The sequence below is a fragment of the Paraburkholderia kirstenboschensis genome, from assembly GCF_032806925.1.
Classification (GTDB): Bacteria; Pseudomonadota; Gammaproteobacteria; order Burkholderiales; family Burkholderiaceae; genus Paraburkholderia; species Paraburkholderia kirstenboschensis.
This window is the reverse complement of the sequence record NZ_CP136512.1, coordinates 1,447,926-1,472,818: the sequence shown is the minus strand read 5'-3', so window position 1 is coordinate 1,472,818 and position 24,893 is coordinate 1,447,926. Positions and strand designations below refer to the sequence as shown.

Sequence of the window (24,893 nt, the reverse complement as noted above, 5' to 3'; positions counted from 1 at the left end):
GACGGTGTCGCGCGATGCATCCGGCACCTTTAACGCGACCTGCCGCCAAGGCGTCCCCGAACTCTGCATTAACGGCGTCACGGGCATAAACCTGAGTGGATTAGTGGGAAACCCTCAAGGCGCCCGAACTTCATGCCGTTATTCCTTGCAACAATGTAAGACCGCGCACTGTGCGGCGTGAGCATCAGCAAGGAAAGTCATGCGCAATAACCAGCCTGTCACCGGGCAAGAGTACGAATTCCCCTCGTCGCAAATGCTTGTTTCCGCGACCGACCTGACCGGCCGCATCGAATATTGCAATCCGGCTTTTATCGCCGTGTCGGGCTACACACATGAAGAGCTCGTCGGCCAGCCGCACAATCTGATCCGCCATCCGGACATGCCGCGCGAGGCGTTCGCAGACATGTGGGCAACGATTCGCGATGGACGTCCGTGGACTGCGCTCGTCAAGAACCGCCGCAAGAACGGCGACCACTATTGGGTGCATGCGAACGTCACGCCGGTGGTAAAAAAAGGCGCCGTGGTGGGCTATCTCAGTGTGCGTGTGAAGCCGGCGCGCGACGCCGTGCGCGCTGCCGAAGCGTTGTACTCCCGCATGCGCGCGGGCGAGGCGCGCGGGGTGGAGCTGCGTCGCGGCGTGGTCGTGCGCACAGGATTGCCTGGCCGCCTGCAAGCGCTGACGCGTCTGCCCGTGGCGACGCGCGCCGCGGCCGGCTATGCGCTCACACCGCTCGCACTGGCTGCGGCCGGCGTCGCGGCGTGGCAAGGCACGCCGCCCACGCCGTTCTGGATCGCGTTCGGCGTGGCCAGTGCCGTCAGTCTCGTTTCGTGGCGTCTCTTGGCGCGGCATGTGGCTGCGCCGGTGCGCGACATGCGCGGCTTTGCGACCCGGCTCGCCGCGGGCGATCTGACCGTCGATCTGGAGGTCGCGCGTCACGACGACCTGGGCGATGTGCTGCAAGCATTGAATCAGTTGAAGGCCAACCTGGCCGCGATCGTCTATGACGTGCGCGAGCAGATCAACGGCATGCTCGATAACGCACGGGAGATTTCGAGCGGCAACGTGGACCTCGCTCGCCGTACGGAACTGCAGGCCGCCTCGCTCGAAGAAACCGCCGCCACGATGGAAGAGCTGACGACCACCGTGCAAGCGAACGCCGACGCCAGCGTGCGCGCGCTCGACCTCGCGAAAGACGCGCAGGCCGCGGCGGCCGAAGGCGGCAAGATCGCAGGCCAGGTCGAGCAGACCATGGCGGGCATCACGGCCGCATCGCGGCGCATTGCCGACATTACCGGCGTGATCGACGGCATCGCTTTTCAGACCAACATTCTGGCGCTGAACGCCGCCGTCGAAGCGGCGCGCGCGGGCGAAGCCGGCCGCTCCTTCGCGGTGGTCGCGAGCGAGGTAAGGATGCTCGCGCAACGTTGCGCGGCGTCGTCGAAGGAAATCAAGTCCGTGGTCGAGGCGAGCGCGGCGGAAGTGGCGGCGGGCACCGACCTGGTGGCGCGCACCACGTCTCAAATGCGCGCAATCGACGAAGCGGTCGAGCGGGTGTCGTCGATCATCGTGGAAGTGGCGAACGCGAGCAGCGAACAGGCCGAGGGCATTCGCCAGGTCAACCAGGCCGTTTCGCATCTTGATGGCGCGACCCAGCAGAACGCCGCGCTCGTCGAGCAGGCGGCGGCCACGGCCCAGCGTCTCGCCGCGCAGGCCGATGTGCTGAGCGAGGCGATGCGTCTCTTCACCGTTGCCGACACGGCATCTGCATCGCGCGTTGTTGCTCGCACGCGTCAACGCGTGCCAGCCGATGCCGCGCACGAGCCAGCATCTACAGTGACGCTTCAGCATGCGCGGCGCGATGCTCACGATGCGGAGCACGACGAGGCGGCGTTGGTTGCCCATTGATGCGGGATCGAACCCGCGTTGATCCCGCATTGATCCCGCATTGATCCGATAGATCGGCATTACTACTACCTCGACAGCGAGATATTGGCGCCTCACCATGCAAGCGTCGCTGCCCAATGGATGTATGGACAGGCTGACCCGAGTAACAACGGCGTTCACCGGCCCGTCTCAAACAGACGGGCCGTTTTTTTTCGCGCGATCTATGCTGTTGGAGCGCGGCGCATCGATGCGCGCCTTCTTGCTCGCCGATTTATGCCGCTTGGTTTCGACGGAGGCACAGATGATCGACTCCAACTCGCGAGGCGCCGCTTCGCACGATCCGTTGTCTTTGCATTTAACTGCCATGGCGCGCAACAACGCATGGTCGAACCTGCGCCTTTACCGCGCATGCCTGAGCTTGACCGACGAAGCATTCGCCGCGCGCCGAGTGAGCTTCTTTCCTTCGTTGCAACTCACGTTGAATCACATCTTGCTGGTTGACCGGTACTACTACGACGCGCTGATCGCCGGCGGCCAGGGCCTCACGATTTTCGACGACGAACTGCCCTACCCACGCGCGACGCAACTGTGGGACGCCCAAGCGCAAAGCGATCGCGACCTGCTGGCCTTTTGCGAGTCGCTGACGGGCACCGATTTGCACCGCGAGGTGGAGATCGACCGCGGTCCGTCGGTTGGCATTCAACGGGAGAGCATCGGCCGCGTGCTGCCTCATCTCTTCGTGCATCAGATCCATCATCGCGGACAAGTTCATGCGATGTTGAGCGGCACCGCCGCGGCGCCGCCACAACTCGACGAGTTTTTTCTCGACGGCGACGCGCCGCTGCGCGCCTCGGAGATGCTGGAACTGGAGCGCATGCGCGAAACCCGCAACCGGCCGTTGTAGCGGGGCGACCGGCAGGGCATTGCATGCGGTACGGCGAGCGCATCGTATCGAGCATTGCTTCGGGCGTTTTTGCCGATGGTCCGTGCGCCCACTCTCGCGTTGCCTAACCATGCCGCGCGTCACCAGCATGACAGTCTCGAAGAAGAACTGCACCGCCACGGGGCACGAAAAATGCAACCGTCGTCGCGACGAGTCGCGTTAAACTCATTGTCATAGCTGAACGCCACTGCATGTACCCGGCTCGCGGCCCGCGGGCTCAGGCGCACCGCGGCGTTCGGGCAAGCAGGCGCGCGCATTGGTCAATAACCCAAGCGTGAACATTGCGCGACAGACGGCGCGTCATGCTGCCCGTACAATGATTCGATCAACAACGGATTAAGGACAACTTCGATGCGCACTACCGGGTCCTCCGGGTCAATGGCCCTGCTCACCGAATACGACGACGCAACCGGGCGCGAACTGCGTTCGCTGCGCCTCGAGTCGACAGAAGACGGCAAAGGCATCCTTCTGGTCGAGGTCGATGAGCGCAAGCCCGGCATACATCGGGAAGTACGCTATGAAATCACGCCGGCCGAGCTGATTGCGGCCATTCGCGCGCACGGTGCCGAGTTGCCGGGCGAGCAGCACAATCATCGTCAATAGCGCAATCGCGCGGCGCAGCGCATTGGCGTGATCGCCGCGTGGGCAGTTGAGTGCGCGGCACTGCAGGTGCCGCGCACCGTTACCGGCATCTTCGCGCGCCACGTCGTTTCAGGCTGCGCGAGCTTCAATCGTCTTTCATTTTGTTCGGGTCGCGCTGGGTTCATATTTGCAGCGCGCACGGCTCGCGGACCAAGGGTGCGGCGGTAACGCTTCCAACCCCCGAATAACCGGGGTATTTCAAGGGCTTTTCACGCCTTGAAAATGGTCCATAATCGCTCCATTCTCCTTTGCTTCCCTACTGCGCGCCGTGCCTGAAAAGGCCGCGGATGTAAGTCGATGCTACATGATCTCGTCGAGCAATACGGACCGGCGCTCATTTTTGCCAATGTGCTGGCGGCCTCTATCGGCCTGCCGGTACCGGCCATGCCGTCGCTCGTGTTGTTCGGCGCAATGGCCGCCATGCATCCCGGCTCGGTCGGTACGCAACTGCTGCCGGTACTCGTGCTGTCCATATTCGCGACGCTGATCGGCGACAGCGCGTGGTATCTGGCCGGCCGTTTGTACGGCGGCAACACACTGAAAACCATCTGCCGTCTGTCGCTGTCGCGTGACACGTGCGTTAAGAAAACCGAGCGGTTTTTCGGGCGCTGGGGCGTGCGCGTGCTGGCCGTCGCCAAGTTCGTTCCCGGCCTGTCGATCGTGTCCATCCCAATGGCGGGCGCAATGGGCACGCGTTATCGCACGTTTCTCACCTACGACAGCATCGGTGCCGCATTGTGGTCGGGCACGGGGCTTATCGTCGGCGCGTTGTTCGCGCGTCAGATCGACATGGTGTTCGCCGCCGCAGGGCGCCTCGGCCGAACTGCGGGCGCGGTTGCTATCGGGCTACTGCTGTTGTATGCGGCGTATCGCTGGATTCGCCGTCGTCAGTTGATCAACAAGCTCGCGTCCGCTCGCATGGAAGTTGAGGAGCTCGCCACGCTGGTCGCGGCGGGCCAGACGCCGGTGCTGTTCGACATTCGTTCGCACGAGAAGCGCAAGCTCGATCCGTTTGTGATTCCGGGCTCGCAATTCGCCGATGAGCGGCAGCTCGATCAGATCGTCGCCACGTATCCGCGCGACCAGAAGCTGGTGATTTACTGTTCGTGTCCCAATGAAATTTCGGCCGCATGGATGGCCAAGCAGTTGAACGAAGCAGGCTTTAACGACGTGTTGCCGTTGCGCGGCGGCATGGAAGCCTGGCGCGACTCCGGCAGGCCCGTCGAGGCTTTGCCCGGTATGCCGCCGCCTGAGGCCTCGGTCGAGCACATCGCGCCGAAAGCGGTTTAATGCCGCGGCGCATCCGCTTGCGCGCTTTCGCGCGCGCGCCGCTGCGCCTTCGTTCAGTCAATCAATGAACACCGAAGGAGCGGCTCAATGCTTTCCGTTTCAGAACCCGAAGTACAACCCGAAGCGGTAGTCGCCGACGCGCCGTTTTCGAATCTGTCCACGCGCATGCATCAGATGTTCCCCGCGCTCACCGCGGCGGAGATCGATCGCGTGCGCCGGTTCGGCGAACCGAGCCACTGGGAAGCGGGCGAACTGCTGTTCGAGACCGGCCACACCGGTCCTGGCATGTTCGTGCTGCTCGAAGGGCGCGTGAAGGTTTATCAACGCGACGGCATCGGCCGTGAAGTCGTGATCGGCGAACACGGGCCGGGGCACTTCCTCGCCGAAGTCGGTCAATTGTCGGGACGCCACGCGCTCGTCAACGGCATGGCGCTTAGCCCGGTGCGAGCGTTGCTGATTCCGCCGGAAAAACTGCGCGCACTGCTCGTGGCAGAAGCCGAACTGGGCGAGCGCATCATGCGCGCGCTGATTCTGCGGCGCGTGTCGCTGATCGAAAAAGGCGCGGGCGGGCCGATCCTGATCGGCAGCAGTACCGACGCGCGGCTTGTGATGTTGCAAGGCTTTCTGTCGCGCAACGGTCATCCGCATTCCACGATCGACGAATGCGACGAGGACGCGTTGCGTCTCGTCGAGCAATTCGGCGCGCAGCAGGAAGACATGCCGCTCGTCATCTGTCCGGACGGCTCGGTGCTGCGTCATCCGAGCATGCCGGAACTGGCGACCTCGCTCGGCTTGTTGCCCGATCTGGACGCCTCGCTGGTCTATGACGTCGCGATCGTGGGCGCGGGACCGGCCGGGCTTGCCACCGCCGTGTATGCGGCGTCCGAAGGACTCTCGGTGATCGTGCTCGATAGCCGCGCGCCGGGCGGCCAGGCCGGTGCGAGCTCACGAATCGAAAACTACCTCGGCTTCCCGACCGGCATTTCGGGTCAGGCGTTGGCCGGACGCGCGTTCGTGCAGGCGCAGAAATTCGGCGCGCACGTGGCGATTCCCGTCCACGTAAAGGCGCTGCATTGCGGTGAGGCGCCGTACCGGCTCGAACTGAAGTGCGGCGGTCATATCAGCGCGCGCACGATCGTGATCGCGAGCGGTGCCGTGTACCGGCGCCCCGCGCTCGAAGGGCTCGACCGTTTCGACGGTCGAGGCGTCTACTACTGGGCGTCGCCCGTCGAGGCGAAGCTGTGTAAGCGGCAGGAAGTCGTGCTCGTGGGCGGCGGCAATTCGGCCGGCCAGGCGATCGTCTATCTGGCGACGCATGCAGCGAAGGTCCACGTGCTGATCCGGCGTAGCGGCTTCGAAGCCACCATGTCGCGCTATCTGATCGACCGCATCCGCTCGCTGCCGAACGTCGTCGTGCATCCGAATTCGGAGATCGGCCAGCTCGTCGCGGACGAAAGCGGGCTCGCGTCGGTCGCTCTGAAAAAGTCCTTGCCCGATGGCACCGACCACATCGACACGCGGCATCTGTTCCTCTTCACCGGGGCGGACCCGAACACCGACTGGCTGCGCACTTGCGGCGTCGAACTCGACGAAAAGGGCTTCGTGCTGACGGGCACCAGTGCGGACGGCGCGTCGGCATGCGATCTCGCAACGACCGTGAAAGGCGTGTACGCGATCGGCGACGCGCGCGCGGGCTCGACGAAGCGCGTGGCGGCGGCGGTCGGCGAAGGCGCGGCAGTGGTCGCGCAAATTCACCAGATACTGGCGGTTTCAGCGGACGAAGCAGTCGCATCGGTGGCTTGAGCTTGGGCTTCGGCGAGGGCCGCCGCATCGACACGGCGGCACATAGCGGAAACTGCGAGCCAAGCTGTCAACCAAGCTGCCGGGTAATGCTCTGTTACACACGCCTTCAACTCGTTGCACCTGCTTTTCTTTCTGTCTCGTAATATCCACGTCAGCCATTCGACAGTGAATGGCCGATCGTTTGGAAACAGCAATCGTCTTGCTGGGACACAGGAGAGAAGCATGAACAAACGCGCGATCTTCTTCGCCGCCTTCGGACTTGCCGCCGCCTGCGCATCGACTGCCGCTTCTGCTCGCGTCGACGTCGGCGTGTTCGTCAACACGCCGGGGCCCATATACGCCGCGCCACCCGTGATGTACGCCCCGCCGCCGGTCGTCTATGCACCTCAGCCCGTCTACGGCTACGGCTACCGCGACGACTACGACCGGGACCGCCGTTGGCATCACGATCATGGCCGTCATCGCGGCTGGGACAAGCATCACGGGCGCGGCTGGTAGGTTTTCAGCGCCTGTGTCGCGGAGGAAAAAGTACGGGCGGCGCCTCACTGGTTGTCGTGTCGGCGACGTGGCGCGTCCGAGCGCGGCCGCTCACGTGTCGGCAATAGGCGGTTTTAGGCGGCTCATTCGCCGCTTCCCCTGCCGCTCACTTGCCATCACCCTCGTCCAACCGCCGCTCATTTGCCGGCCACCTCACCCTCAGCCACGGCCAATCCACGGCTCACCCGCAATTTCGTCCCGTGCACCACCTCTACGCGCAGCGCGCCCGCATCAACCGCTGCGCTGCATTCACGCTACAGTAGCGTCTGCTGATTCAGGCCAGGCTCGCGCCTTCTCATCGCAGTCACTCACTGAACAACCTCCGCGTGAAGACTCTTCCGCTTTCCGCCGCCCGCACGCTGCATCTGGCCGCACAGGGTCTGCTGACACCGCCGCGCCGCAAGGCCGTGAAAGCCGACGTGCTCGACGCGATCCGCCGCATGGCGCAATTGCAGATCGACACGATTCACGTTGTCGCGCGCAGCCCTTATCTCGTGCTCTTCAGCCGGCTCGGCGCCTATGCGCAGCAATGGCTCGACGAACATCTCGCCGAAGGCAAGCTGTTCGAATACTGGTCGCATGAAGCGTGTTTCGTGCCGATCGAAGACTACGGCCTGATGCGTCATCGCATGCTGGACCCGAGCGGCATGGGCTGGAAGTACGCGTCCGACTGGCACAACAAGCATCGCGACGACATTGAGAAGCTGCTGGCGCACATTCGCGCCACGGGCCCGGTGCGTTCGGCGGATTTCGCTCGCGAGTCGGGCAAGGGCAACGGCTGGTGGGACTGGAAGCCGGAAAAGCGTCATCTGGAAGTGCTCTTCGCCATCGGACAACTCATGGTGGCCGAGCGGCGCAACTTTCAGCGCGTCTACGATGTCACCGAACGGGTCTTGCCGGATTGGAACGACGCACGCGATCTGCCATCGCCGCATATCGTCACCGATGAACTGCTGCGCCGCACTTGCCGGGCGCTCGGCATCGCGCGGGTCGACTGGGTGGCGGATTATTACCGTCTGCCGCGGCGCCCGTATCGTGACGAGCTTCATGCGCTTGCGGACCGCGGCGAATTGATTCCCGTGCAAGTGGTTGGCTGGAAGCAGGACACGTTCGTGCATCGCGACCTCGCGCCCATGCTCGACGACGCCGCGAGCGGCAAGCTCGCCTCGACGGTGACGACGGTACTCTCGCCGTTCGACCCTGTGGTGTGGGACCGCAAACGCGCCGCCGCGCTATTCGACTTCGACTATGCGATCGAGTGTTATACGCCGGCGGCGAAGCGCAAATACGGTTACTTCGTGCTGCCGCTGCTGAGCCGCGGGCGGCTGGTAGGCCGCGTCGATGCGAAGGCGCACCGCGCGCAGGGCATTTTCGAGCTGAAGTCCGTGCATATGGAAGCGGGCGTGCGTCCGAGCGCCCGCCTCGCCGGCGATCTGCGGCGCGCGTTGCAACGGTGCGCGGATTGGCACGGCACGCCGCAACTGCAAATCACGTCGGCCGCGCCGGAATGGCAGGAAGCATTGAGCGTGAATGAATGCTTCGAAGAGTAAGCGCGCCGCCGTCCTGCGCAGTCAATGCAACGCCGACCACGCAAGCGACAGCGAAAAGACGCCGAGCAGGATCGACGCGCCGCGCTGAATCTTCGCCGGGTCTAGCCAACGCAGCTTGCCGCTGCCCAGCGCCGCGCCAAAAGCGATCCACGCGAGCGCAATCGGCACGAGCAGGCACGCAAAGATCAGCATGGCCGAGAGATAAGCGGACCAATGCGCGAAAGCAGCGGCTGGAAAAATGGTGCCCGCGAACAGCAAGGCTTTGGGATTGAGCAGCGTCGCAATGAACAACGTGCGCATGCCGCTCGCGCGCTGCGTCGAGTCCGGTAGCGCGACCGCCGCCCGCCACATATCGACGGCCAGCCACGCAATGTACAAACCCGCCGCCACGCGCAGCAACGCGGGCAGCCACGGCAGCGCATGCGCGGCTTGCGCCAGAAACCGTCCCCAGACGGAAATAGAAACCAGGTAGCCGGCGAGTTCAGCGGCGATAAGCGGCAACGACCGCTGCAGGCCCTGGCGCAAACCTGCCGACGCAAGCAACGTATTAGTAGGCCCCGGCGTGATCAGTACGACGACAATGCCGACGGCCAACAACGCGGTAGCGGACGCAGAGAACATGAAAAAGGCGCAATGTTGAGAACAGTGCGCCTTTTTATCACAGACGGCGACCTGACCAGCACTTGGCGCCGAAACGCGACGAGGGACCGCTGTCGCCAACGGTTAGCCGTTAAAGACCAAGCACTAATCGCCAATCGCCAATGGCGACCGCAAAGGCGCGGCACCGTTCAGTGTTCCAGCTTCGCGCGCAGTTCCCGCGCAGCTTCAAGCAGCCCTTCATACCCCGAACGCGCGTGTTCGGGCAAATCCGGATCGCCGACAAACGTGCCCAGCGTTTCGATCAGGCTGTACAGAATGCCCTTTGCAGCACCCGACGCAATGCTGCCGGACGACACCTGTTGATCCACGTGACTGAGCGCTGCGTCGAGGTTTTCCAGATTGGGCCGGTCGCCCGTGGGCGGCGTAGGCGTTACGTCTTCCGTCATGATGAAGCGTCTCTCCGTTTGAAGCGTCGGTAAACGAGCGATCCTTTCACGTTGTTATATACCCATCGCGGGTTGCCGTCTATTCGTGATCGGCGCGGACACGACCCGGATTAAGGCGTCCACCGATACATCAGGATTTTTGCGCGCGCGTCGTCTTCAACCAGTATCACGTACTCGCCGTTGTCGCGTCTCACGGCGCTGATGCCGAGATAGACGTCCACCCATCCGCTCGTGTTGCCCACGCTCGCGCCCGGCGTCATATAGCCGACTGGCTGACCTGTGTGCGCGTCGTAGACATCGACCTTCGCCGTGTACAACTCGGCCACGAAGATATAGTCGCCGGCCACCGCGACGCCGACCGCGGTTGTCTGCGGATTGCTCTGCGTGTTCCACGGCAGCGAGACCGCGTACTGCTGCGTGGGCGTGCCCGAACTCCAGTTGTCGTAACGCGCGAGCACGGGGCCGGCCTCTTTCCAATGCGTCGCGTCCCACGGAATGGCGCTCGTAAAACCGGACAGATACATGGTGTCGGATTCCGCGATGTAGATTAGCCGGGCCAGCCGGGTGAACGGCTGCGGCATCGCAAACATTTTGGAACTCGCGTAGGTGTAGATCGGATTGCCCGCTGAGTCCAGCCCCTGCAAAGGCATCTCGCGAATGCCGCTCAGCGGTGTCGCAAGCCAGACATTGCCCGGCGCGTCCACCCACCAGAAGCCGTTGCCGACCGTGCTACCGGTCGACGGATTGCTGCTTATCTCGCTGACGTCAACAAGACCGTTACCGTTGACATCGCGCCACAGCCATTCGCCATAGCCCGGCTGGCCCGAAGGCCACGTGCCCGGCAGCGGATTTTGCGCGAGCAGTCCCGACGGAATCGCCGTCTCGCCATGCGCGGCGTCGAAACGGTAGACGTTCAGATAATGCGCGCCTGGATCGAGCGTATAGAGAAACGGCCGGCCGTTGATCCTGCGCACCATCGGCTCGCCGCGCACGCCGCGCGGCTGGTGAAACGTGGGATCGTCGGGATAATCGAAGCGATTCAGCGTGAACCCCGCATACGACCATTCGCGGCCGACAGGCTGGTTGTAGTCGAGCGTGAAGCGCTTCGAACCGGTGTACACCGAAGCCGGCGTGGCCGGATCGAAGGCGGCGCTGTCCACGAACGTCAGGCCGTACAGCCGCCAGTTCAACGCATGCGAGTTGAACACATAGCTTTCGAGAATCGCACCTTGACCGACAGATGCAGAGCCCGCCGGCCGCGGCCCTTCACCGTTTTGCGCGACATATAGATTGCCCGCCGGATCGAGCGCGATTCCCGTCATGCCGTTGAAGCGCCAGTTGCCCGGCACGCCCTTGACTGCATGAAAAATACCGTTGCGCGTGCCGACCGGTGCGGCCGCTCGCGGTTGACCGTTGGCGTCCTTGTTGAAGACGAGAATCTGCTGCGACGGCCCATTATCCGCGACGAGAATTTGCCCTGCCGGCGTAACGGTGATGTCGGCCGGAATCGCGCCGGCGGGCAACGGCAAGGTGCCGGCGAGCGCGGTGCCGTCTGCGGTAAAGTGCAAGATAGTTAGGCTTCCGGACGATATGCCGCTTATCACCCAGAGCGTCGAATCGGTGTCGATCGCGATACGTCCTGGCGAGCTCACGCTCCACGAGCGCAATGGCTGCATCGTATTGGCGTTCAAAACGACAATGCGGTTCGCGTAGGTGTCGCAGAGATACAGTTCGCTGTCGGTGGCGGCAAGTCCGCGGATGGCCGCGTCGGTCCCGGTCGTTACCGTATCGACGGGCAGGAAGCTGTTTTTCGTTGCGTTCGCGCTATTACCGACGCCGGCACTGAACGGCACGCCCGCCGAGAGATTCGTCAGCGTACGGCGCGTGATGCCGAACCACTCCTGGCCCGCCGGCGGATAGTCCGCGCCGACCAGCTTGTTGTTCTCGCTACCAATCGACATTGCCGCGTACAGATAGGTGTGGTTGACCGCGACGGCATCGCCGCCCGCAGCGCCCCAACCATGCGTGAAACCGGCGACGGCGATCCTGTCGCCCCCGCGATACGCGGCGATCTCACTGCCGCTCTCGTCCCACGGCGCGTTCGTGAAAACAGTACCGTCGGGGCCCACTGCGATTGCCTGGATATCCTGCTGCACCCACTTGCCGTCGCCGAAACCGAAACTATTGCCGATCCATGAGGTGGTGTAGGTGAGCTGCGACTGCGCGGATGCAGTAAGCGGAAGAAGGCTATGGCAAAAAATGAATGCTGCGCCGAGGCGCGAGAGGAGTTTCACGACAGTGTTCCCTTGCAAGTGACGCTTTTATCCTCGCATAGAAAACATGTGAATTAATTGATAAAAAATTGGCTATAAATATTCGAAAAAATAAATATCCCGCACGCATAAGAGCGTGTGGAATGCCAGTTCTTCTGCGGCCTCACTGCTTTATGCGACAGAAGCGGTCAGTCTCGTCACGCCGCGCCAATAGATTACCAATATGGTTTTCTTCAAATCCTGTTTCTGAATTCCATTTCCGCAAAGGCGCACCTTTGTGCGCATAAACTCCGCGTTCATCAGGCGTGGCTGCGTCGCCCGAAAATGCGCCGCGTCATATCAAACGCAACCAGATTGCCGGCTACCACCAGCAGCAATCCAACCACAGCCAATGCGGACCACTGATAGCCTTCGAATACCGTCGACACCGCCAGCGCCACGATCGGAAACAGCACGGTCGAATAGGCCGCGCGCTCGGGCCCGATGCGCCCGACTAGCATCAGATATGCGGTAAAGCCGATCACCGAGCCAAACACCGCGAGATACGCCAGCGCGCCGAGATAACGCGTGGACGGTTCGATAGCGAATGGGAAGCCGGCGAGCGCGCTTCCTACTGTCAGCACGCTCGCGCCGATCAGCATCGCCCAGCTATTGGTCGCGAACGGGTGCAACCCCATCGACTGCATGCGGCTCGACAACAGATTGCCAGCCGAAAAGCACAACGTGCCGAGAAACGCGATACCAAGCCCGAGCCATGCGGCGTGGTCGCCGAGATGTCCGCTCATCTGCTGAACGAAGAGACAGACGATGCCGACGAGGCCGAGCATCGCGCCCGCAATCGCCGACGGCTGCAGCGGACGCCCCATGAAAAGCCGACCGTTGATCGAATTGAGAAGCGGCGCGGTGGAGAACACCACTGCAACGAGTCCGCTCGGCACAACCTGTTCGGCGTAGTAGAAGCACAGGAAGTTGACGCAGAACAGCGCGAGCCCTTGCGCGAACAAAAATCGCCACGCGGCGCGCGGCGGCCACATCGGCCGGCGCATGATGCGCAACAGCGCGAACAGCACCAGTGCGGCGATCCAGAAACGCCACGCGATGGAGACCGGCGGCGGCACCTCGCCCAACTGCCATTTGATCGCGATCCAGGTGGTGCCCCAGATCAGAACGGTAACGGCATAAAGCGACAGATTCATGGTCAAGCCTGCAACAGCGGATACGGGAGCTCGACTATGCGGCAACGCAGGCGCCCGGACTTGTCCAGGATTGCGCATTTTTGGCGGCGAACCGCGAGCGCATATGTCCCGGGGAGCCGCCGGCCGTATACTCACGCCTATAGCCCGCAAGAATGACATCAGTTCCGTGAATCCGAGCCCGCCCGTCCCTGTGAATGACGCTACTGAAACGCCATTTGGCATTCAGTCGGTGTGTCACACGCTCGGCAGTTCGAACGCGAACCTGGACCGCTTTGCGTGGCTCGGTGACGGTCTGGCGATTGCCGTGTGGACGCGCGACACAGAGGTCGCCGAGACAGTCTACGAGCGCCCGGGCCACCACACCCTCTCGTGCTATCTGGATGGCGGCTATCGCACCGAGCGGCAGAAAATGCCGGGGCGTTACGGCGCGCCGTCGCGGCTATGCGCATTGCCCGGCGATCATGAATCGCGCTGGTGGGTGCGCGGCCATATGCATTTCATGCACCTCTATTTCCTGCCTGAGCACTTCACGCAACGCGCTGTGCAGGAACTGGACCGCGAGCCGCGCGAGTTGACGCTCGCCGATCGCACGTATTTCGAAGACGCGCGCATTGCCGGTTTGTGTCAGTCGCTCGCGAACGAGCATTGGGACGATGCGGACGGTTTGCTGCGCACCAACGAAACCGCGCATGAAGTGCTGAGCCTGCTGTTGCGCTCGCAAGGCGTGCGCCGCACCGGCCTGGCGCTGAAGGGCGGTTTGTCGGTCGCGACCAGACGGCGTCTGCGCGACTACATCGAGAGCCATCTTGCAGAGCCGCTCACGCTCGGCGAACTTGCAGACGTGGCGGCGCTGTCAGAGTTTCACCTTGCGCGCATGTTCCGCACGTCGTTTGGAATGCCGCCCGCTGCGTGGATCGCGCAGCAGCGGCTCGAACGCGCGCGCACGCTGTTGCACACCACTTCTCTGCCGCTTCTGCAGATCGCCGCACTATGCGGGTATGCAAACGCGAGCCACTTCAGCCACCGTTTCCGCGAAGGCGTTGGCGTGTCGCCAACCGCATATCGGCAGGCTGTCCCGGCTTGAGCGCGTCATTGCAGCGCCATCGCAAGCACACGGGCCACATGAATGGCCTCCACACCCGCGCCGTCGTGAATCTGATGACGGCAACTCGTACCGTCGGCGACCATGACGGTATTGCCGTCGATCTTGCGCACCGCCGGCAATAGCGACAACTCGGCCATGGCTTGCGATGTCGCATAGTGTTCCGCTTCGTAGCCGAAGCTGCCGGCCATTCCGCAGCACGACGATTCCACCGTCGATACCTTCAACTCAGGAATCCATTTCAGAACGGTTTGTACCGGCGTAAAGGCGTCGAACGCCTTCTGATGACAATGGCCATGCACTAGCGCCTGCGGCGTGTCCAAGGGCTTCAACGCAAGCTTCAGGCGACCGGCCTTTTCCTCACGCACCAGAAATTCTTCGAAGAGGAACGCCTGTTTTGCGAGCCGCTGCGCTTCGTCGCCGAAGCCGTAGTGCAAAAACTCGTCGCGCAACGACAGCAGGCACGACGGCTCCAGACCGACAACCGGCACGCCGCGCTCCACGAAAGGCTTGAAGAGATCGAGCATCCGCCTCGCTTCGTGCTTCGCTTCGTCAACGAGGCCCGCTGCGAGGAACGTGCGGCCGCAGCAGACCGGCCGCTCGCCTTCGCGCATGTTGAAGTGCACGGTGTAGCCCGCCGCCTCCAGTACCTTCTGCGCGGCCCTCGCGTTGTCGGGCTCCATGTTGTTATTGAAGGTGTCGACGAACAACAGCACCTCCTTTAGCGCGGCGCCATGCGCGCTCACAGTGGGCCTTGCGCTCGACAGGAACGACTTTTTAAAGCGCGGCAAGCTCCGTTCGCTCGCGAGACCGACCGCGCGCTTGAACAACGCTGAGACGAGCGGCACATTATCGGCAAGCGCGATCAAACCGGGCATGCGGCTCGCGGTTGCGGCGTAGCGCGGCATGAAGGCGACGAGCTTGTCGCGCAGCGTCAGACCATGTCGCTTGACGCGCGCGGCGCGCGCCTCGATCTTGAACTTCGCCATATCGACGCCCGTCGGACAATCGCGCTTGCAGCCCTTGCATGACACGCAGAGATCGAGCGTGTCCTTGACTTCGTCGCTCGCGAGGCCACCCTCGCCTAGCTGACCGGAGATTGCAAGACGCAAGGTGTTCGCGCGCCCGCGCGTGACATGCTGTTCGTCTTTCGTCACGCGATAGCTCGGGCACATCGTGCCTGCATCGAATTTTCGGCAGTGGCCGTTGTTGTTGCACATCTCGACGGCCTTCGCGAGACCGCCTGCGAGGTCGTTGCCGCTGCCCGGTGCGGTTTCGCGGCCAGTCAGCGGATCGCGCTCGACATTCCATGCGGACCAGTCGAGCACCGGTTCAACGGGCCGTTCCCGATAGCCGGGCGCGAAACGGAAGTAGCGCGCGTCGTCCATTTTCGGCGGACGCACCATCTTGTCGGGATTGAAGCGGTTATCCGGATCGAACAGCGCCTTGATTTCGCCGAACGCCTGGTTGAGTTTGGGACCGTATTGCCACGCGACCCATTCTCCGCGGCACAGGCCGTCGCCGTGTTCCCCGGAATAAGCGCCCTTGTATTCGCGCACTAGCGCCGCGGCTTCCTCGGCAATCGCGCGCATTTTCACCGCGCCGTCGCGGCGCATGTCGAGAATCGGCCGCACGTGCAGTGTGCCGACGCTCGCATGCGCGTACCAGGTGCCCTCAGTGCCATGCCGATGAAACACCTCCGTCAACTGGCTTGTGTACTCGGCGAGACGTTCGAGCGGCACCGCGCAGTCTTCGATGAAAGACACCGGCTTGCCATCGCCCTTCATGCTCATCATGATGTTGAGGCCGGCCTTGCGCACTTCCCACAGCGCCTTTTGCGCGTTCATGTCCGGCATTTCCACCACTGAGCCAGGCAGCCCGAGGTCGGCCATCAATTCGCCAAGCTGCCTGAGCGACTCGAGTTGCGCGTCGCGCGATTCGCCAGCGAATTCCACGAGCAGCACCGCTTGCGGCTCGCCGACCAGCGCCTTTTCGACCACCGGACGAAAAGCGGGGTTGCTCATCGCCAGATCGATCATCGTGCGGTCGACCAGTTCCACCGCGACCGGCTTCAGCTTGACGATGTGCTGCGTCAGATCCATCGACTGCCAGAAGGTCGGAAAGTTGACCACGCCCAGCGTTTTATGCGCGGGCAACGGCGCGAGCTTCAGCGTCAACTGACGGCTGAATGCGAGCGTGCCTTCCGAGCCGACCAGCAGATGCGCGAGGTTCGCCACGCCGTCGTCGGTATAAGCGCGCGGATTCTGGCAGTCGAACAGGTCGATGTTGTAGCCGGCCACGCGGCGCAACACTTTCGGCACGCGCGCCACGATTTCGTCGCGCTCGCGTTGCGCGATCTGCTTAACGCCTTCGAATATCTGCTGCAAACGCGCACCTTGCGGCGCATCGCGCAACGAAGCGAAACGTGCTTCGGTGCCGTCGGCGAGAATCGCGTCGATGGCTTCGACGTTGTGCACCATGTTGCCGTATTCAATCGAGCGCGAGCCGCACGAATTATTGCCCGCCATACCGCCGATCGTGCATTGCGCCGCTGTCGACACATCCACCGGAAACCAGAGACCGTGCGGCTTGAGCCACGCGTTCAGATGATCGAGCACGACGCCCGGCTCCACCGTAACCGTGCGCGCCTCTGCATCGAAGTCGACGATATTGTTCAGCCATTTGCTCGTGTCGATCACGAGCGCTTCGCCGACCGTTTGTCCGCATTGACTCGTGCCCGCGCCGCGCGCGAGCAGCGGCACTTTTTCGCTACGCGCAATTTCAAGTGCGATGCGCAGATCGTCCTGGTCGCGCGGCACCACGACGCCGACGGGGATGATCTGATAGATCGAGGCATCGGTCGCATAACGTCCGCGGCTTGCTGCATCGAACAGCACGTCCCCACGCAACGACTTACGCAGATGTTGCGCGAGCGGCGTCATCAGGCGCGCCGCGGACGGCACGAGATGAATCGGCTTGACCAGCAAAGCGGAAGTGGGATTCGTCATAACGTCGGTGCTGTTGCAATAGGCAGAAAACGCGGCGAAGCGCAGCAAACCGCCGCGAGCGCCGGAACGGTCAATACAACGTGACGCTTACCGACGGCAGTCCTTCGATGCGTCCGTGCGCCGTGCCCGCGCTTCGTGGGAAGAACATGCCGGTGTACGAACCGGTTGTCACGACCATTTCGGGCGTCACGCTGATGCCACGCGACGTCGCGTGATTGACGAGCCACGTGAGCAATCGGCGCGGATCGCCTGCGGGATTGGCGGGCGTCAATTCCACGATATCGCGTCCGTTGAAATCGAAATGCAGCGCGGGCGAGGCAAACGGGAAGCTCTCGTCATACGGCATGAATTCGCCCACGACCAGCGCGCCGTGGTTCTGCAAGTCCGCGAGTTGCGCGAGCTTGTCGACGTCGGGCCAGGCGGCGAAACGGCTCGCGACGATTTCGATCGTCGCGCCGAACAAACCGATTGCCGCATGCACTTCGGCTTCGCTATAAGGCGTTGTGGAGGGCTCGAAGCAGCGGCCGAAACGAAACGCGATTTCCAGTTCCAGGCCCAACGGCGCGAAGACCGCGCGCGGCACAGTGGCGCCGTCGGGGTACCGGTCGACGGCCGGCAACGGCGCGCCCTGGATCGGCCCGCTGTCGGACTTGGCGCCGATCTTCCAGCCGCCGATGCGCGCGCCAGCAATGGCCAGTATCTCATGCTGGACCGCATACGCCGCGTCGGCGTCGGCCGGCGTGTTATTGAGCGGAAGGTTGGCGAGCGTCGCATGATCGCGGCGTGCATCGGCGAGTAAGCGGCTTAGAGGCGATGTGGTGAGCTTCATGGCGTCGGCGTGAGAGGACCTGAGCATCGCTTACACGCCCATGCGGGGCGAGACCTGCCCCTTGTCCGCGGGATCGCCTGCGAACTTGCTCTCCGGTTGCATGCGGAACGCGAGCACGACACCAATCGCCATCAACAGCATACTGCCGACGAACGGCAACTCCCAGCTGCCGAAGTAGTCGATCAGGAAGCCGCCCATCACGGGCGAGATGATCGCCGCGAGCGCCGAGCCGGTGTTCATCATGCCGCTCGCCGTGCCTGCGGCTTCCGGGGCGATGTCCATCGGGATTGCCCACATCGGTCCAATCGTCATCTCGGCGAAGAAGAAGCCCGACGCGAGACACGCCATCGACAGATACACGTTGTGCGTGAACATCAGCGGAATCAGCGACAACAGGCAGAACAGCATGCACACCGACACCATCCAGCTACGTGCCCGCTTCAGGCTGCCGGTGCGCGTATAGATGAAGTCGGTCACGATGCCGCCGAGCGTATCGCCGACCACGCCGGCGAGGAAAACCGCCGAAGCGAAGATCGCCGACTTCTTCAACTCCAGGTGATAGCTGTGCAGGAAGTATTGCGGAATCCAGCTCAGGAAGAGCCACAATGTCCAGCCGTAGCAGAAGTACACGATCGTGACGGGCGCCATGCGGCGAAACAGCTTGCCCCAAGGCACGCCCGCGGACTTTACTTTCGGCGCGGGCAATACTTCGAGCTCTTCAGTCGTGATACGCGGGTGATCTTTCGGATGCTCGGTGAACGTCAATGCCCACACGACCACCCACAACAGGCTGAAGGCGCCGCAGATATAGAACGACTCGCGCCATCCCCAATTCGCCATGACGAGCACGATGAGGCCAGGCGCGACCGCGTTGCCGATGCGCGACGCAGCGTGCGTGATGCCCTGCGCGAAGCCGCGTTTTTCTTTCGCGACCCAGCGCGCCATTGCGGATGTCGCAGCGGGGAACGTCGCGCCTTCACCGAAACCGAGCAGCACGCGCGCTGCCAGCAGCGAGATGAGGCCGCCCGCGAAACCGGTCAACAACGTGGCGATTCCCCAGACCGCGCCGCACGCAAGCAGCGTGCGTCTTGCGCCGAAACGGTCGCTCACCCAGCCGCCGATAATCTGAAACAGCAGATACGGATACGCGAAAGCCGAGAACACCAGGCCGACTTCCGTATGGGAAAGATGGAATTCCTTGCCGAAGCCCACGGCCGCCGTACTGACGTTGACGCGGTCCAGGTAGGTGATGAAGTACATGATGCAGAGCATCACTAGAACGATACTGGTCGCACTGGTCACACGAAACCGCTTCATCGTCTCTCTCCATTTGCATGTGTCGACGGCGCGCCTCACATGACGCGCTTCGTCGTCGCCCGGCGGTTGGCGCCGCCGGGACATCGCATTGTTCAGGGCCGCGTTCTGCGCGCGGCTTCGTGATGGAACTGACTTCGTTGATGCCTGCTTTCGTTGCGGTCTGCTTTTCTCGATGCGTTGCTGCGGCTCGTCGAATGCGTCCGGTGTTGCGACGCGGCCCGCGCAGCCTGTTCTGCCGCTTCGTTCAGGCTGCCGCCTTCAAACCCGATGCTTGCGTCGGCTCGCTCAACCACTCCATCGCGGCAGGCAAGCCGCTTTCCTTGAGCGGCACGCCCGCGAGCCGTAAGCCCATTTCGCAACCGGCGAGCGTGGCGAGCAGCATCAAATCGTTGCAATCGCCCAGGTGACCGATGCGGAACATGCGGCCTTTCATCTTGCCGAGACCCGTGCCGAGCGACATGTCGAAGCGTTCGTAGATGAGCTTGCGAACCGCGTCGGCATCGACGCCGTCGGGCACCATCACGCCCGTCAGCACCGGGCTATACACAGCTGGATCGGCGCACTGAATCTCAAGGCCCCAGGCGCGCACTGCGCGGCGAGTCGCCTCGGCAAGACGCTCGTGACGCGCGAAGACGTTGTCGAGCCCTTCGTCGAGAATCATTTCGAGTGCTTCATGAAGCCCGTACAGCAGGTTCGTGTTCGGCGTGTAGGGCCAGTAGCCCGTCTTGTTCATCTCGACGATTTCGCTCCAGTCCCAGAAACTGCGAGGCAACTTTGCATGCTTGCTGGCGGCCACGGCTTTCGGCGAAATCGCGTTGAAGCTGATGCCCGGCGGCAGCATCAGGCCCTTCTGCGAGCCTGAAACGGTGACGTCGACGCCCCACTCGTCGTGGCGATAATCGGCGCAGGCAAGGCCCGAGATGGTGTCGACGAGCAACAGCGCGGGGTGGCCTGCGGCGTCGATTGCGCGTCGCACGGCGGCGATATCCGAAGTCACACCCGTGGACGTTTCGTTGTGCACGACGCACACCGCCTTGATCGAGTGCTGCGTGTCGTCGCGCAGACGCGCTTCGATCATTTGCGGCTGAACGCCGCGCCGCCAGCCCTCGATGCCGGGCAAGCCAAGAAACTCAGGCTTGAGCCCCAAGCTTTCAGCCATCTTCTTCCAGAGCGTTGCGAAGTGCCCGGTCTCGAACATCAGCACGTGATCGCCGGGGCTCAACGTGTTCGAGAGCGCCGCTTCCCATGCGCCGGTGCCGGACGCCGGATAGATCACTACGGGATGCTGTGTCTTGAAGATCTTCTTGATCCCGTCGAGCACCTTCAGACCCAGTTCGCCGAACTCAGGGCCGCGGTGGTCGATGGTCGGATAGCTCATCGCCCGGAGGATGCGATCGGGCACGGGGCTCGGCCCCGGAATCTGCAGAAAGTGACGGCCGGCGGGATGAAAATCTAACTTCAGCATTGTGCTCCTCCGATTGAATTTTGCATGCAAAAAACTATATCAGACGAACCTGGACCAATGAAAGACGAAAATCGCCTTTGCGCACAGGTGTTTACCCGCGCTATTTCGTTGCGTGCGGCGATCCGATAAAATCAAGGCAATGTCGCATCGAGGAAGTTGTATGCAAAATTCGGAATCTGAGGGAAGTTTGCCCACGCCGGCCGTGTTGCCGAAAGTGGAGCGTCAGCGTTTGCACGACACGGTCGTGGAGCACATCCGCCGGTTTATCGTTGAAGGCGTACTTGAGCCTGGCAAGAAGCTGAACGAGCGCGAGTTATGCGAAACGCTCGGCATTTCGCGCACGCCATTGCGCGAGGCGCTCAAGGTGTTGGCCGCTGAGGGGCTGATCGAGATTTCGCCGAACCGGGGCGCGTCGGTGTGGAAGATGTCGGAGGCCGAGTTGCGCGAGACGTTCGAGCTGATGAGCGGTCTCGAGGCTTTTTCGGGCGAACTGGCGGCCGAACGGATGACGGCGGCGGAGCTCGCCGAGATCAAGGCGTTGCATTACGCAATGCTCGCTTGCCGCACGCAAAACGACCTGGCTGGGTACTACAGCCGGAACCAGGCGATCCACGACAAGATCAATGAGGCCGCGCGGAATTCAGCGCTCCGACAAACTTATATCGCGGTGAACCGGCGCTTGCAGGCGCTGCGCTTCCGGTCCAATTTTCAGGTTCCGAAGTGGGACAGCGCCATTCACGACCACGATGAAATGTTGAAGGCACTCGAGGCACGGGACGGGAAGAGGCTCAGTCAGATTCTTCGGCAGCATCTGCTTGATAAGCGCGATGCGGTCTTGCAGGTGCAGTCGAGGGAAGAGGCGGCGGGGTCGGGGTTGAAGGCTTGAGGGGGTGAGGAGGCGATCCCGCCAGTATGTTGGATCGAAATAGCGGAGCTTTTTGCGCGGTGGCAGGTCAGATTCTTTGGACGCGTATGCACACAGGCGGACAGTAGCGCCGCCAAAGGCAAGAAGTACGGTTTAGCCCTTCTCGTTCTACGACTTACCTTTTTTCTCTGGGCGAGCCATAACCACACCTTCGGGAGCGATGTCGGGGTACGCTCGCCACAATGGCTCGAGTAAGAGGTACAGGCCGCCGGCGATTTTGCCAGCCTCAGAGCGAAACGCTTCGAACTCATCTTGTGAGCACCGCTCCTGAATTATCCTCATGGCATTTTCCACCGAATTGAAGGCGTCTAATAGTTGTGTGCTTACCGCTGTGGCCGTTGTTTTGTCAATTTCGTTGTCCAACACACCCTCCTTAACAGCCTTGATCGGCTTTACATTGATTCATACATCGGAAGAAGTTCACGCCATAGTTCCCAGCCGGAGTTGGTAGCATCGTATCGGTGCACCTGACCTGGCAATTCTCGTGAACTTCCCGGCAACGTTTGTTGGGTGGTTTACCATAGGCACATTTATCGAAACCCGAGTCGTCGCTCTGGAAGAGTTGCGCGTACAGAAGCGACCGTTTCGATCTACCGCCCTGTTCGGGTACTAGTACCGGGAAAGGAAGCTGCTCCTGCGCCGCTACCTGCAATTCAGGCACATCGCCCTGTATCGGTTGACCTGCGTTCGTAACAGTGAGTCCGCGGTAGAAGAGCTTCCAAGCGAATTTGGCTTTAGCGAAAACATAGCATTCCGGACATACCGGCACTAAAGTTTTTTGGGCACTTGCCTTAAGCCCGCTGCTCAGCCCCGAACGATTCGGCGGAGGTCCCGCGGGGTCTGCCCCAGCTTCATAGTTGGCAATCCACTGGTCCACTTCACCATCGACAACTAGTTGCGCCGCGCCTCCATTAATGGCGACCGTGCCGGCCCGAGCTGCGACCCGGCCATCCGGACTGTAACTGTAGTCCACCGTCAAAACGCGCTTTAGACCGCCCGTTGATGCAATCCCATCTTCGTTGTATGTGAACCGGCTAACGCGTCCCCGCTTGTCGTAAGTGAAGTGAGCTTCGCGATAGTTGCCGGTCACCCGCGTTACACGATTTGACGCGTCCCGATCGAATTCACCGAGGATCCAGCCCGTGACTAGCCCCTGAGCTATATCGAGGTTGCCGGTTTCATCGGAAGAGTAAGTCCAGTCCTCAGTCTTGACACCATTCACGTAGACCGTCGCTCGCTTCAGACGGTTGTCCGCGTCGTAAACAGCGCCGACTGTCAGCTTGTTTCCCGTGCTGGTTGCATCGAATCCGCTCGCTCCTGTTGAATCAGAAGTATCGAATTCGCTGTATCCCGTCACATTGCCATTGGCGTCGTATACAAAGGCACGCTTTTCGTGGGGCTTGCCACTAACGAAGGACGTAGCGAAGCAGCGTCAGCATATTGCACTGATGTGATGACAGTGCCCGTCGCACTGCTAACGGCTGCTCGCACCGGTCTGCCTGCAGAGTCGTAGGAATATGTGGACGCACCGTCGGGTGCCGTTTTCTGAAGGAGGTTCCCACCGGCATCCAATGTCCGGTTCTCGGTGCCGTCCGCCGTACTTCCCCCCGTCAACCGCAACATGCCCGCGATGGACGCAAACGTAATGTTGCCAGAAATGCCTGCCCCCGAGATCGTTGTCGAACCGCTGCCGTAACTGAGCTGAACGTTCCGCGTAGTGTCCGGATGCGTTACCGAGGTGGCACGCCCCATGGCGTCGTATGCCCATGTCGCGATACGTGCACCGGTTTCGTCTACGACTCCTGTCAAGCCATTCTTGAACCTTAGATCGTCGTATATGTAGCGACGCACGTAGCCGTCCGGCCATGTCGCCGACACAAGATTGTTATTTGCGTCATACCCATATTGGGTAAGTCCACCACTTGGATCAGTCATGCGGTAGAGACGGCCCTGACTGTCGTACTCCAATCTGATTGTCAGTAAGTCATAGTTCGGGCGCCCACTTGCAGCGTGTTGATCAATCTTGATCAGTCGGCCTGCACCATCGTAGCTGCGCGTCCGTGTGAAACCCGTATGGGTTACCTCGGCCAGCAAGATACCTTGTCCTGAATACGACTCGACGGTACCCGTCAACATATCGGTTAAAGCCCATCCAACACTATTCTGGAGGAGAGCAAGCCCGGTAAAACTTGACGTTTTCCACTGTCCGTTTGAGAGCACAAAAGAGACCGGTTGGCCGTTTGCGCGATAGGCGATTACCTTCGGTGAAGTACCCGTCGCCCCGCTCACGTTTAGTTGTCTTTGCCAATTACTTATCCACACAGGGCCCAAAGCCGTCGCTGTCTTCAGAAACGGCAAAGAAAGATAACTTCGCGTGAACGTCAACGGAATTGCATCACCGCTGCGGAAGTCATTTTCTGTTAAAGCGACCTTGCCGTTGGCCGGGTAGACAGGATCAGCGACCGGACAAGAATCATCAGGGCCAGCAGGCGTCGAACACCACTGATCAATCAAGGCAAGGTCGTTTCTACATGCGTAGGTATCCAATCCGCCCGGGTGTTGCTCGTTACGTCGAGCTTGCACGTCTGTGATCCAGGGGTTGCGCCAGAGTTTGCGTAAAGCGTGAAACAGTCGACTCCATGAGCACTGAACGCAAGCGTTAGCAGTGAGAGTAGGGCCAGCATGCGGGATGCCAAGCCTGCCGCCTGCGTGAAACTTCGGAAGTCTTTCATCGTCATCCCTTCTAGTTGTACTTGTTCAAAGCACGACCACCGTACAGGGACATTGCAATGCAGAAATCCGACAATTCTTAAAATTACAGTTTGCTTTGCTCGCGCAAAGCGGGGCTCGCGAGCACTGACAGCGCATGTAGGAAACCATCCGCGCACCTGTCAGACTTTGCATCTAGATATCGCCGGGTCGCTCGATCTGCGCAGCCTCCGATAACAGCGCACATCCTGATCGCCGCGCCCCGGATGAAAGGCATTGCGTGCCTGCTCCATCGACATCGACGGCACGATGCACCCAACCCGACGTCCACAGTTGTCGGATTCGAACGGAACAGATGTTGCGGCACTTGTGC

Annotated in this window: 20 protein-coding genes; 9 read left to right on the top strand and 11 right to left on the bottom strand. The window is 61.8% G+C overall.

Translation table 11 applies throughout. The annotated features are described in order from the left end of the window. Positions 1-199: 199 nt before the first annotated feature. The 7 genes from RW095_RS15405 (at position 200) to RW095_RS15375 (ending at position 8,650) form a co-directional block, all read left to right on the top strand. Entirely contained in the window at positions 200-1,906 is a 1,707-nt protein-coding gene (locus RW095_RS15405) for a methyl-accepting chemotaxis protein (protein WP_317019777.1), read from the top strand. A 280-nt stretch (positions 1,907-2,186) separates the two neighbouring features. Then, positions 2,187-2,789 (top strand): DinB family protein, encoded by a 603-nt coding sequence (locus RW095_RS15400; RefSeq protein WP_317019776.1) that lies wholly within the window; start codon positions 2,187-2,189, stop codon positions 2,787-2,789. 390 nt (positions 2,790-3,179) lie between these two features. Beyond that, on the top strand, positions 3,180-3,431 hold the full coding sequence (locus RW095_RS15395) for a hypothetical protein (RefSeq protein ID WP_027779988.1): 252 nt from the start codon (positions 3,180-3,182) through the stop codon (positions 3,429-3,431). Between the two features lie 336 nt (positions 3,432-3,767). Beyond that, the gene (locus RW095_RS15390; protein WP_317019775.1) at positions 3,768-4,760 is read left to right on the top strand and encodes a DedA family protein/thiosulfate sulfurtransferase GlpE; all 993 of its coding nucleotides are present in this window, start codon (positions 3,768-3,770) and stop codon (positions 4,758-4,760) included. 87 nt (positions 4,761-4,847) lie between these two features. Beyond that, positions 4,848-6,563, top strand: coding sequence for an FAD-dependent oxidoreductase (locus RW095_RS15385; protein ID WP_317019774.1), 1,716 nt, complete (start codon positions 4,848-4,850; stop codon positions 6,561-6,563). Positions 6,564-6,785: 222 nt separating this feature from the next. Beyond that, complete coding sequence (locus tag RW095_RS15380) at positions 6,786-7,061, top strand: hypothetical protein (RefSeq protein WP_317019773.1); 276 nt, start codon at positions 6,786-6,788, stop codon at positions 7,059-7,061. A 365-nt stretch (positions 7,062-7,426) separates the two neighbouring features. After that, on the top strand, positions 7,427-8,650 hold the full coding sequence (locus RW095_RS15375; protein ID WP_317019772.1) for a winged helix-turn-helix domain-containing protein: 1,224 nt from the start codon (positions 7,427-7,429) through the stop codon (positions 8,648-8,650). Between the two features lie 21 nt (positions 8,651-8,671). Here RW095_RS15375 and RW095_RS15370 read toward each other — a convergent pair whose 3' ends face one another. The 4 genes from RW095_RS15370 to RW095_RS15355 form a co-directional block, all read right to left on the bottom strand. After that, entirely contained in the window at positions 8,672-9,271 is a 600-nt protein-coding gene (locus RW095_RS15370; RefSeq protein ID WP_317019771.1) for a LysE family translocator, read from the bottom strand. A 167-nt stretch (positions 9,272-9,438) separates the two neighbouring features. Beyond that, entirely contained in the window at positions 9,439-9,696 is a 258-nt protein-coding gene (locus RW095_RS15365; protein WP_317019770.1) for a hypothetical protein, read from the bottom strand. Positions 9,697-9,806: 110 nt separating this feature from the next. Further along, a complete protein-coding gene (locus RW095_RS15360) occupies positions 9,807-11,990 on the bottom strand; it encodes an NHL repeat-containing protein (protein WP_317019769.1) in 2,184 nt (727 codons plus the stop codon). A 278-nt stretch (positions 11,991-12,268) separates the two neighbouring features. Further along, entirely contained in the window at positions 12,269-13,165 is an 897-nt protein-coding gene (locus RW095_RS15355) for a DMT family transporter (protein ID WP_128598048.1), read from the bottom strand. 166 nt (positions 13,166-13,331) lie between these two features. Between RW095_RS15355 and RW095_RS15350 the strand changes: the two genes are divergently transcribed. Then, a complete protein-coding gene (locus tag RW095_RS15350) occupies positions 13,332-14,249 on the top strand; it encodes an AraC family transcriptional regulator (protein WP_317019768.1) in 918 nt (305 codons plus the stop codon). Between the two features lie 5 nt (positions 14,250-14,254). Here RW095_RS15350 and RW095_RS15345 read toward each other — a convergent pair whose 3' ends face one another. The 4 genes from RW095_RS15345 to RW095_RS15330 all read right to left on the bottom strand — a co-directional run bounded on the left by RW095_RS15345 (position 14,255) and on the right by RW095_RS15330 (position 20,886). Further along, on the bottom strand, positions 14,255-17,275 hold the full coding sequence (locus RW095_RS15345; protein WP_317019767.1) for an FAD-binding and (Fe-S)-binding domain-containing protein: 3,021 nt from the start codon (positions 17,273-17,275) through the stop codon (positions 14,255-14,257). A 70-nt stretch (positions 17,276-17,345) separates the two neighbouring features. Beyond that, the gene (locus tag RW095_RS15340) at positions 17,346-18,131 is read right to left on the bottom strand and encodes a 2-keto-4-pentenoate hydratase (protein WP_317019766.1); all 786 of its coding nucleotides are present in this window, start codon (positions 18,129-18,131) and stop codon (positions 17,346-17,348) included. 3 nt (positions 18,132-18,134) lie between these two features. Beyond that, the gene (locus RW095_RS15335; RefSeq protein ID WP_317019765.1) at positions 18,135-19,421 is read right to left on the bottom strand and encodes an MFS transporter; all 1,287 of its coding nucleotides are present in this window, start codon (positions 19,419-19,421) and stop codon (positions 18,135-18,137) included. 244 nt (positions 19,422-19,665) lie between these two features. After that, positions 19,666-20,886: a pyridoxal-phosphate-dependent aminotransferase family protein gene (locus RW095_RS15330; RefSeq protein WP_317019764.1), complete on the bottom strand. Its 1,221-nt coding sequence runs from the start codon at positions 20,884-20,886 to the stop codon at positions 19,666-19,668. Positions 20,887-21,046: 160 nt separating this feature from the next. On the opposite strand from RW095_RS15330, the gene RW095_RS15325 reads away from it, so the two are divergent. Continuing rightward, positions 21,047-21,772 (top strand): GntR family transcriptional regulator, encoded by a 726-nt coding sequence (locus RW095_RS15325; protein WP_317019763.1) that lies wholly within the window; start codon positions 21,047-21,049, stop codon positions 21,770-21,772. Between the two features lie 147 nt (positions 21,773-21,919). Here the strand turns inward: RW095_RS15325 and RW095_RS15320 are convergent, their stop codons facing one another. From RW095_RS15320 to RW095_RS15310, 3 genes are read right to left on the bottom strand one after another with little or no spacing between them, the layout of a single operon-like run. After that, the gene (locus RW095_RS15320) at positions 21,920-22,174 is read right to left on the bottom strand and encodes a hypothetical protein (protein WP_317019762.1); all 255 of its coding nucleotides are present in this window, start codon (positions 22,172-22,174) and stop codon (positions 21,920-21,922) included. Positions 22,175-22,184: 10 nt separating this feature from the next. Further along, the gene (locus RW095_RS15315) at positions 22,185-23,168 is read right to left on the bottom strand and encodes a hypothetical protein (RefSeq protein WP_317019761.1); all 984 of its coding nucleotides are present in this window, start codon (positions 23,166-23,168) and stop codon (positions 22,185-22,187) included. Further along, complete coding sequence (locus RW095_RS15310) at positions 23,165-24,394, bottom strand: DUF6531 domain-containing protein (protein WP_317019760.1); 1,230 nt, start codon at positions 24,392-24,394, stop codon at positions 23,165-23,167. The genes RW095_RS15315 and RW095_RS15310 overlap by 4 nt, the downstream gene beginning before the upstream one ends. Positions 24,395-24,893 lie beyond the last annotated feature (499 nt).

Coding starts and splice junctions, on each gene's coding strand:
- RW095_RS15405 (WP_317019777.1), top strand. CDS start 200: ATGCGCAATAACCAGCCTGTCACCGGGCAAGAGTACGAATTCCCCTCG.
- RW095_RS15400 (WP_317019776.1), top strand. CDS start 2,187: ATGATCGACTCCAACTCGCGAGGCGCCGCTTCGCACGATCCGTTGTCT.
- RW095_RS15395 (WP_027779988.1), top strand. CDS start 3,180: ATGCGCACTACCGGGTCCTCCGGGTCAATGGCCCTGCTCACCGAATAC.
- RW095_RS15390 (WP_317019775.1), top strand. CDS start 3,768: ATGCTACATGATCTCGTCGAGCAATACGGACCGGCGCTCATTTTTGCC.
- RW095_RS15385 (WP_317019774.1), top strand. CDS start 4,848: ATGCTTTCCGTTTCAGAACCCGAAGTACAACCCGAAGCGGTAGTCGCC.
- RW095_RS15380 (WP_317019773.1), top strand. CDS start 6,786: ATGAACAAACGCGCGATCTTCTTCGCCGCCTTCGGACTTGCCGCCGCC.
- RW095_RS15370 (WP_317019771.1), bottom strand. CDS start 9,271: ATGTTCTCTGCGTCCGCTACCGCGTTGTTGGCCGTCGGCATTGTCGTC.
- RW095_RS15365 (WP_317019770.1), bottom strand. CDS start 9,696: ATGACGGAAGACGTAACGCCTACGCCGCCCACGGGCGACCGGCCCAAT.
- RW095_RS15355 (WP_128598048.1), bottom strand. CDS start 13,165: ATGAATCTGTCGCTTTATGCCGTTACCGTTCTGATCTGGGGCACCACC.
- RW095_RS15345 (WP_317019767.1), bottom strand. CDS start 17,275: ATGACGAATCCCACTTCCGCTTTGCTGGTCAAGCCGATTCATCTCGTG.
- RW095_RS15340 (WP_317019766.1), bottom strand. CDS start 18,131: ATGCTCAGGTCCTCTCACGCCGACGCCATGAAGCTCACCACATCGCCT.
- RW095_RS15335 (WP_317019765.1), bottom strand. CDS start 19,421: ATGAAGCGGTTTCGTGTGACCAGTGCGACCAGTATCGTTCTAGTGATG.
- RW095_RS15330 (WP_317019764.1), bottom strand. CDS start 20,886: ATGCTGAAGTTAGATTTTCATCCCGCCGGCCGTCACTTTCTGCAGATT.
- RW095_RS15325 (WP_317019763.1), top strand. CDS start 21,047: ATGCAAAATTCGGAATCTGAGGGAAGTTTGCCCACGCCGGCCGTGTTG.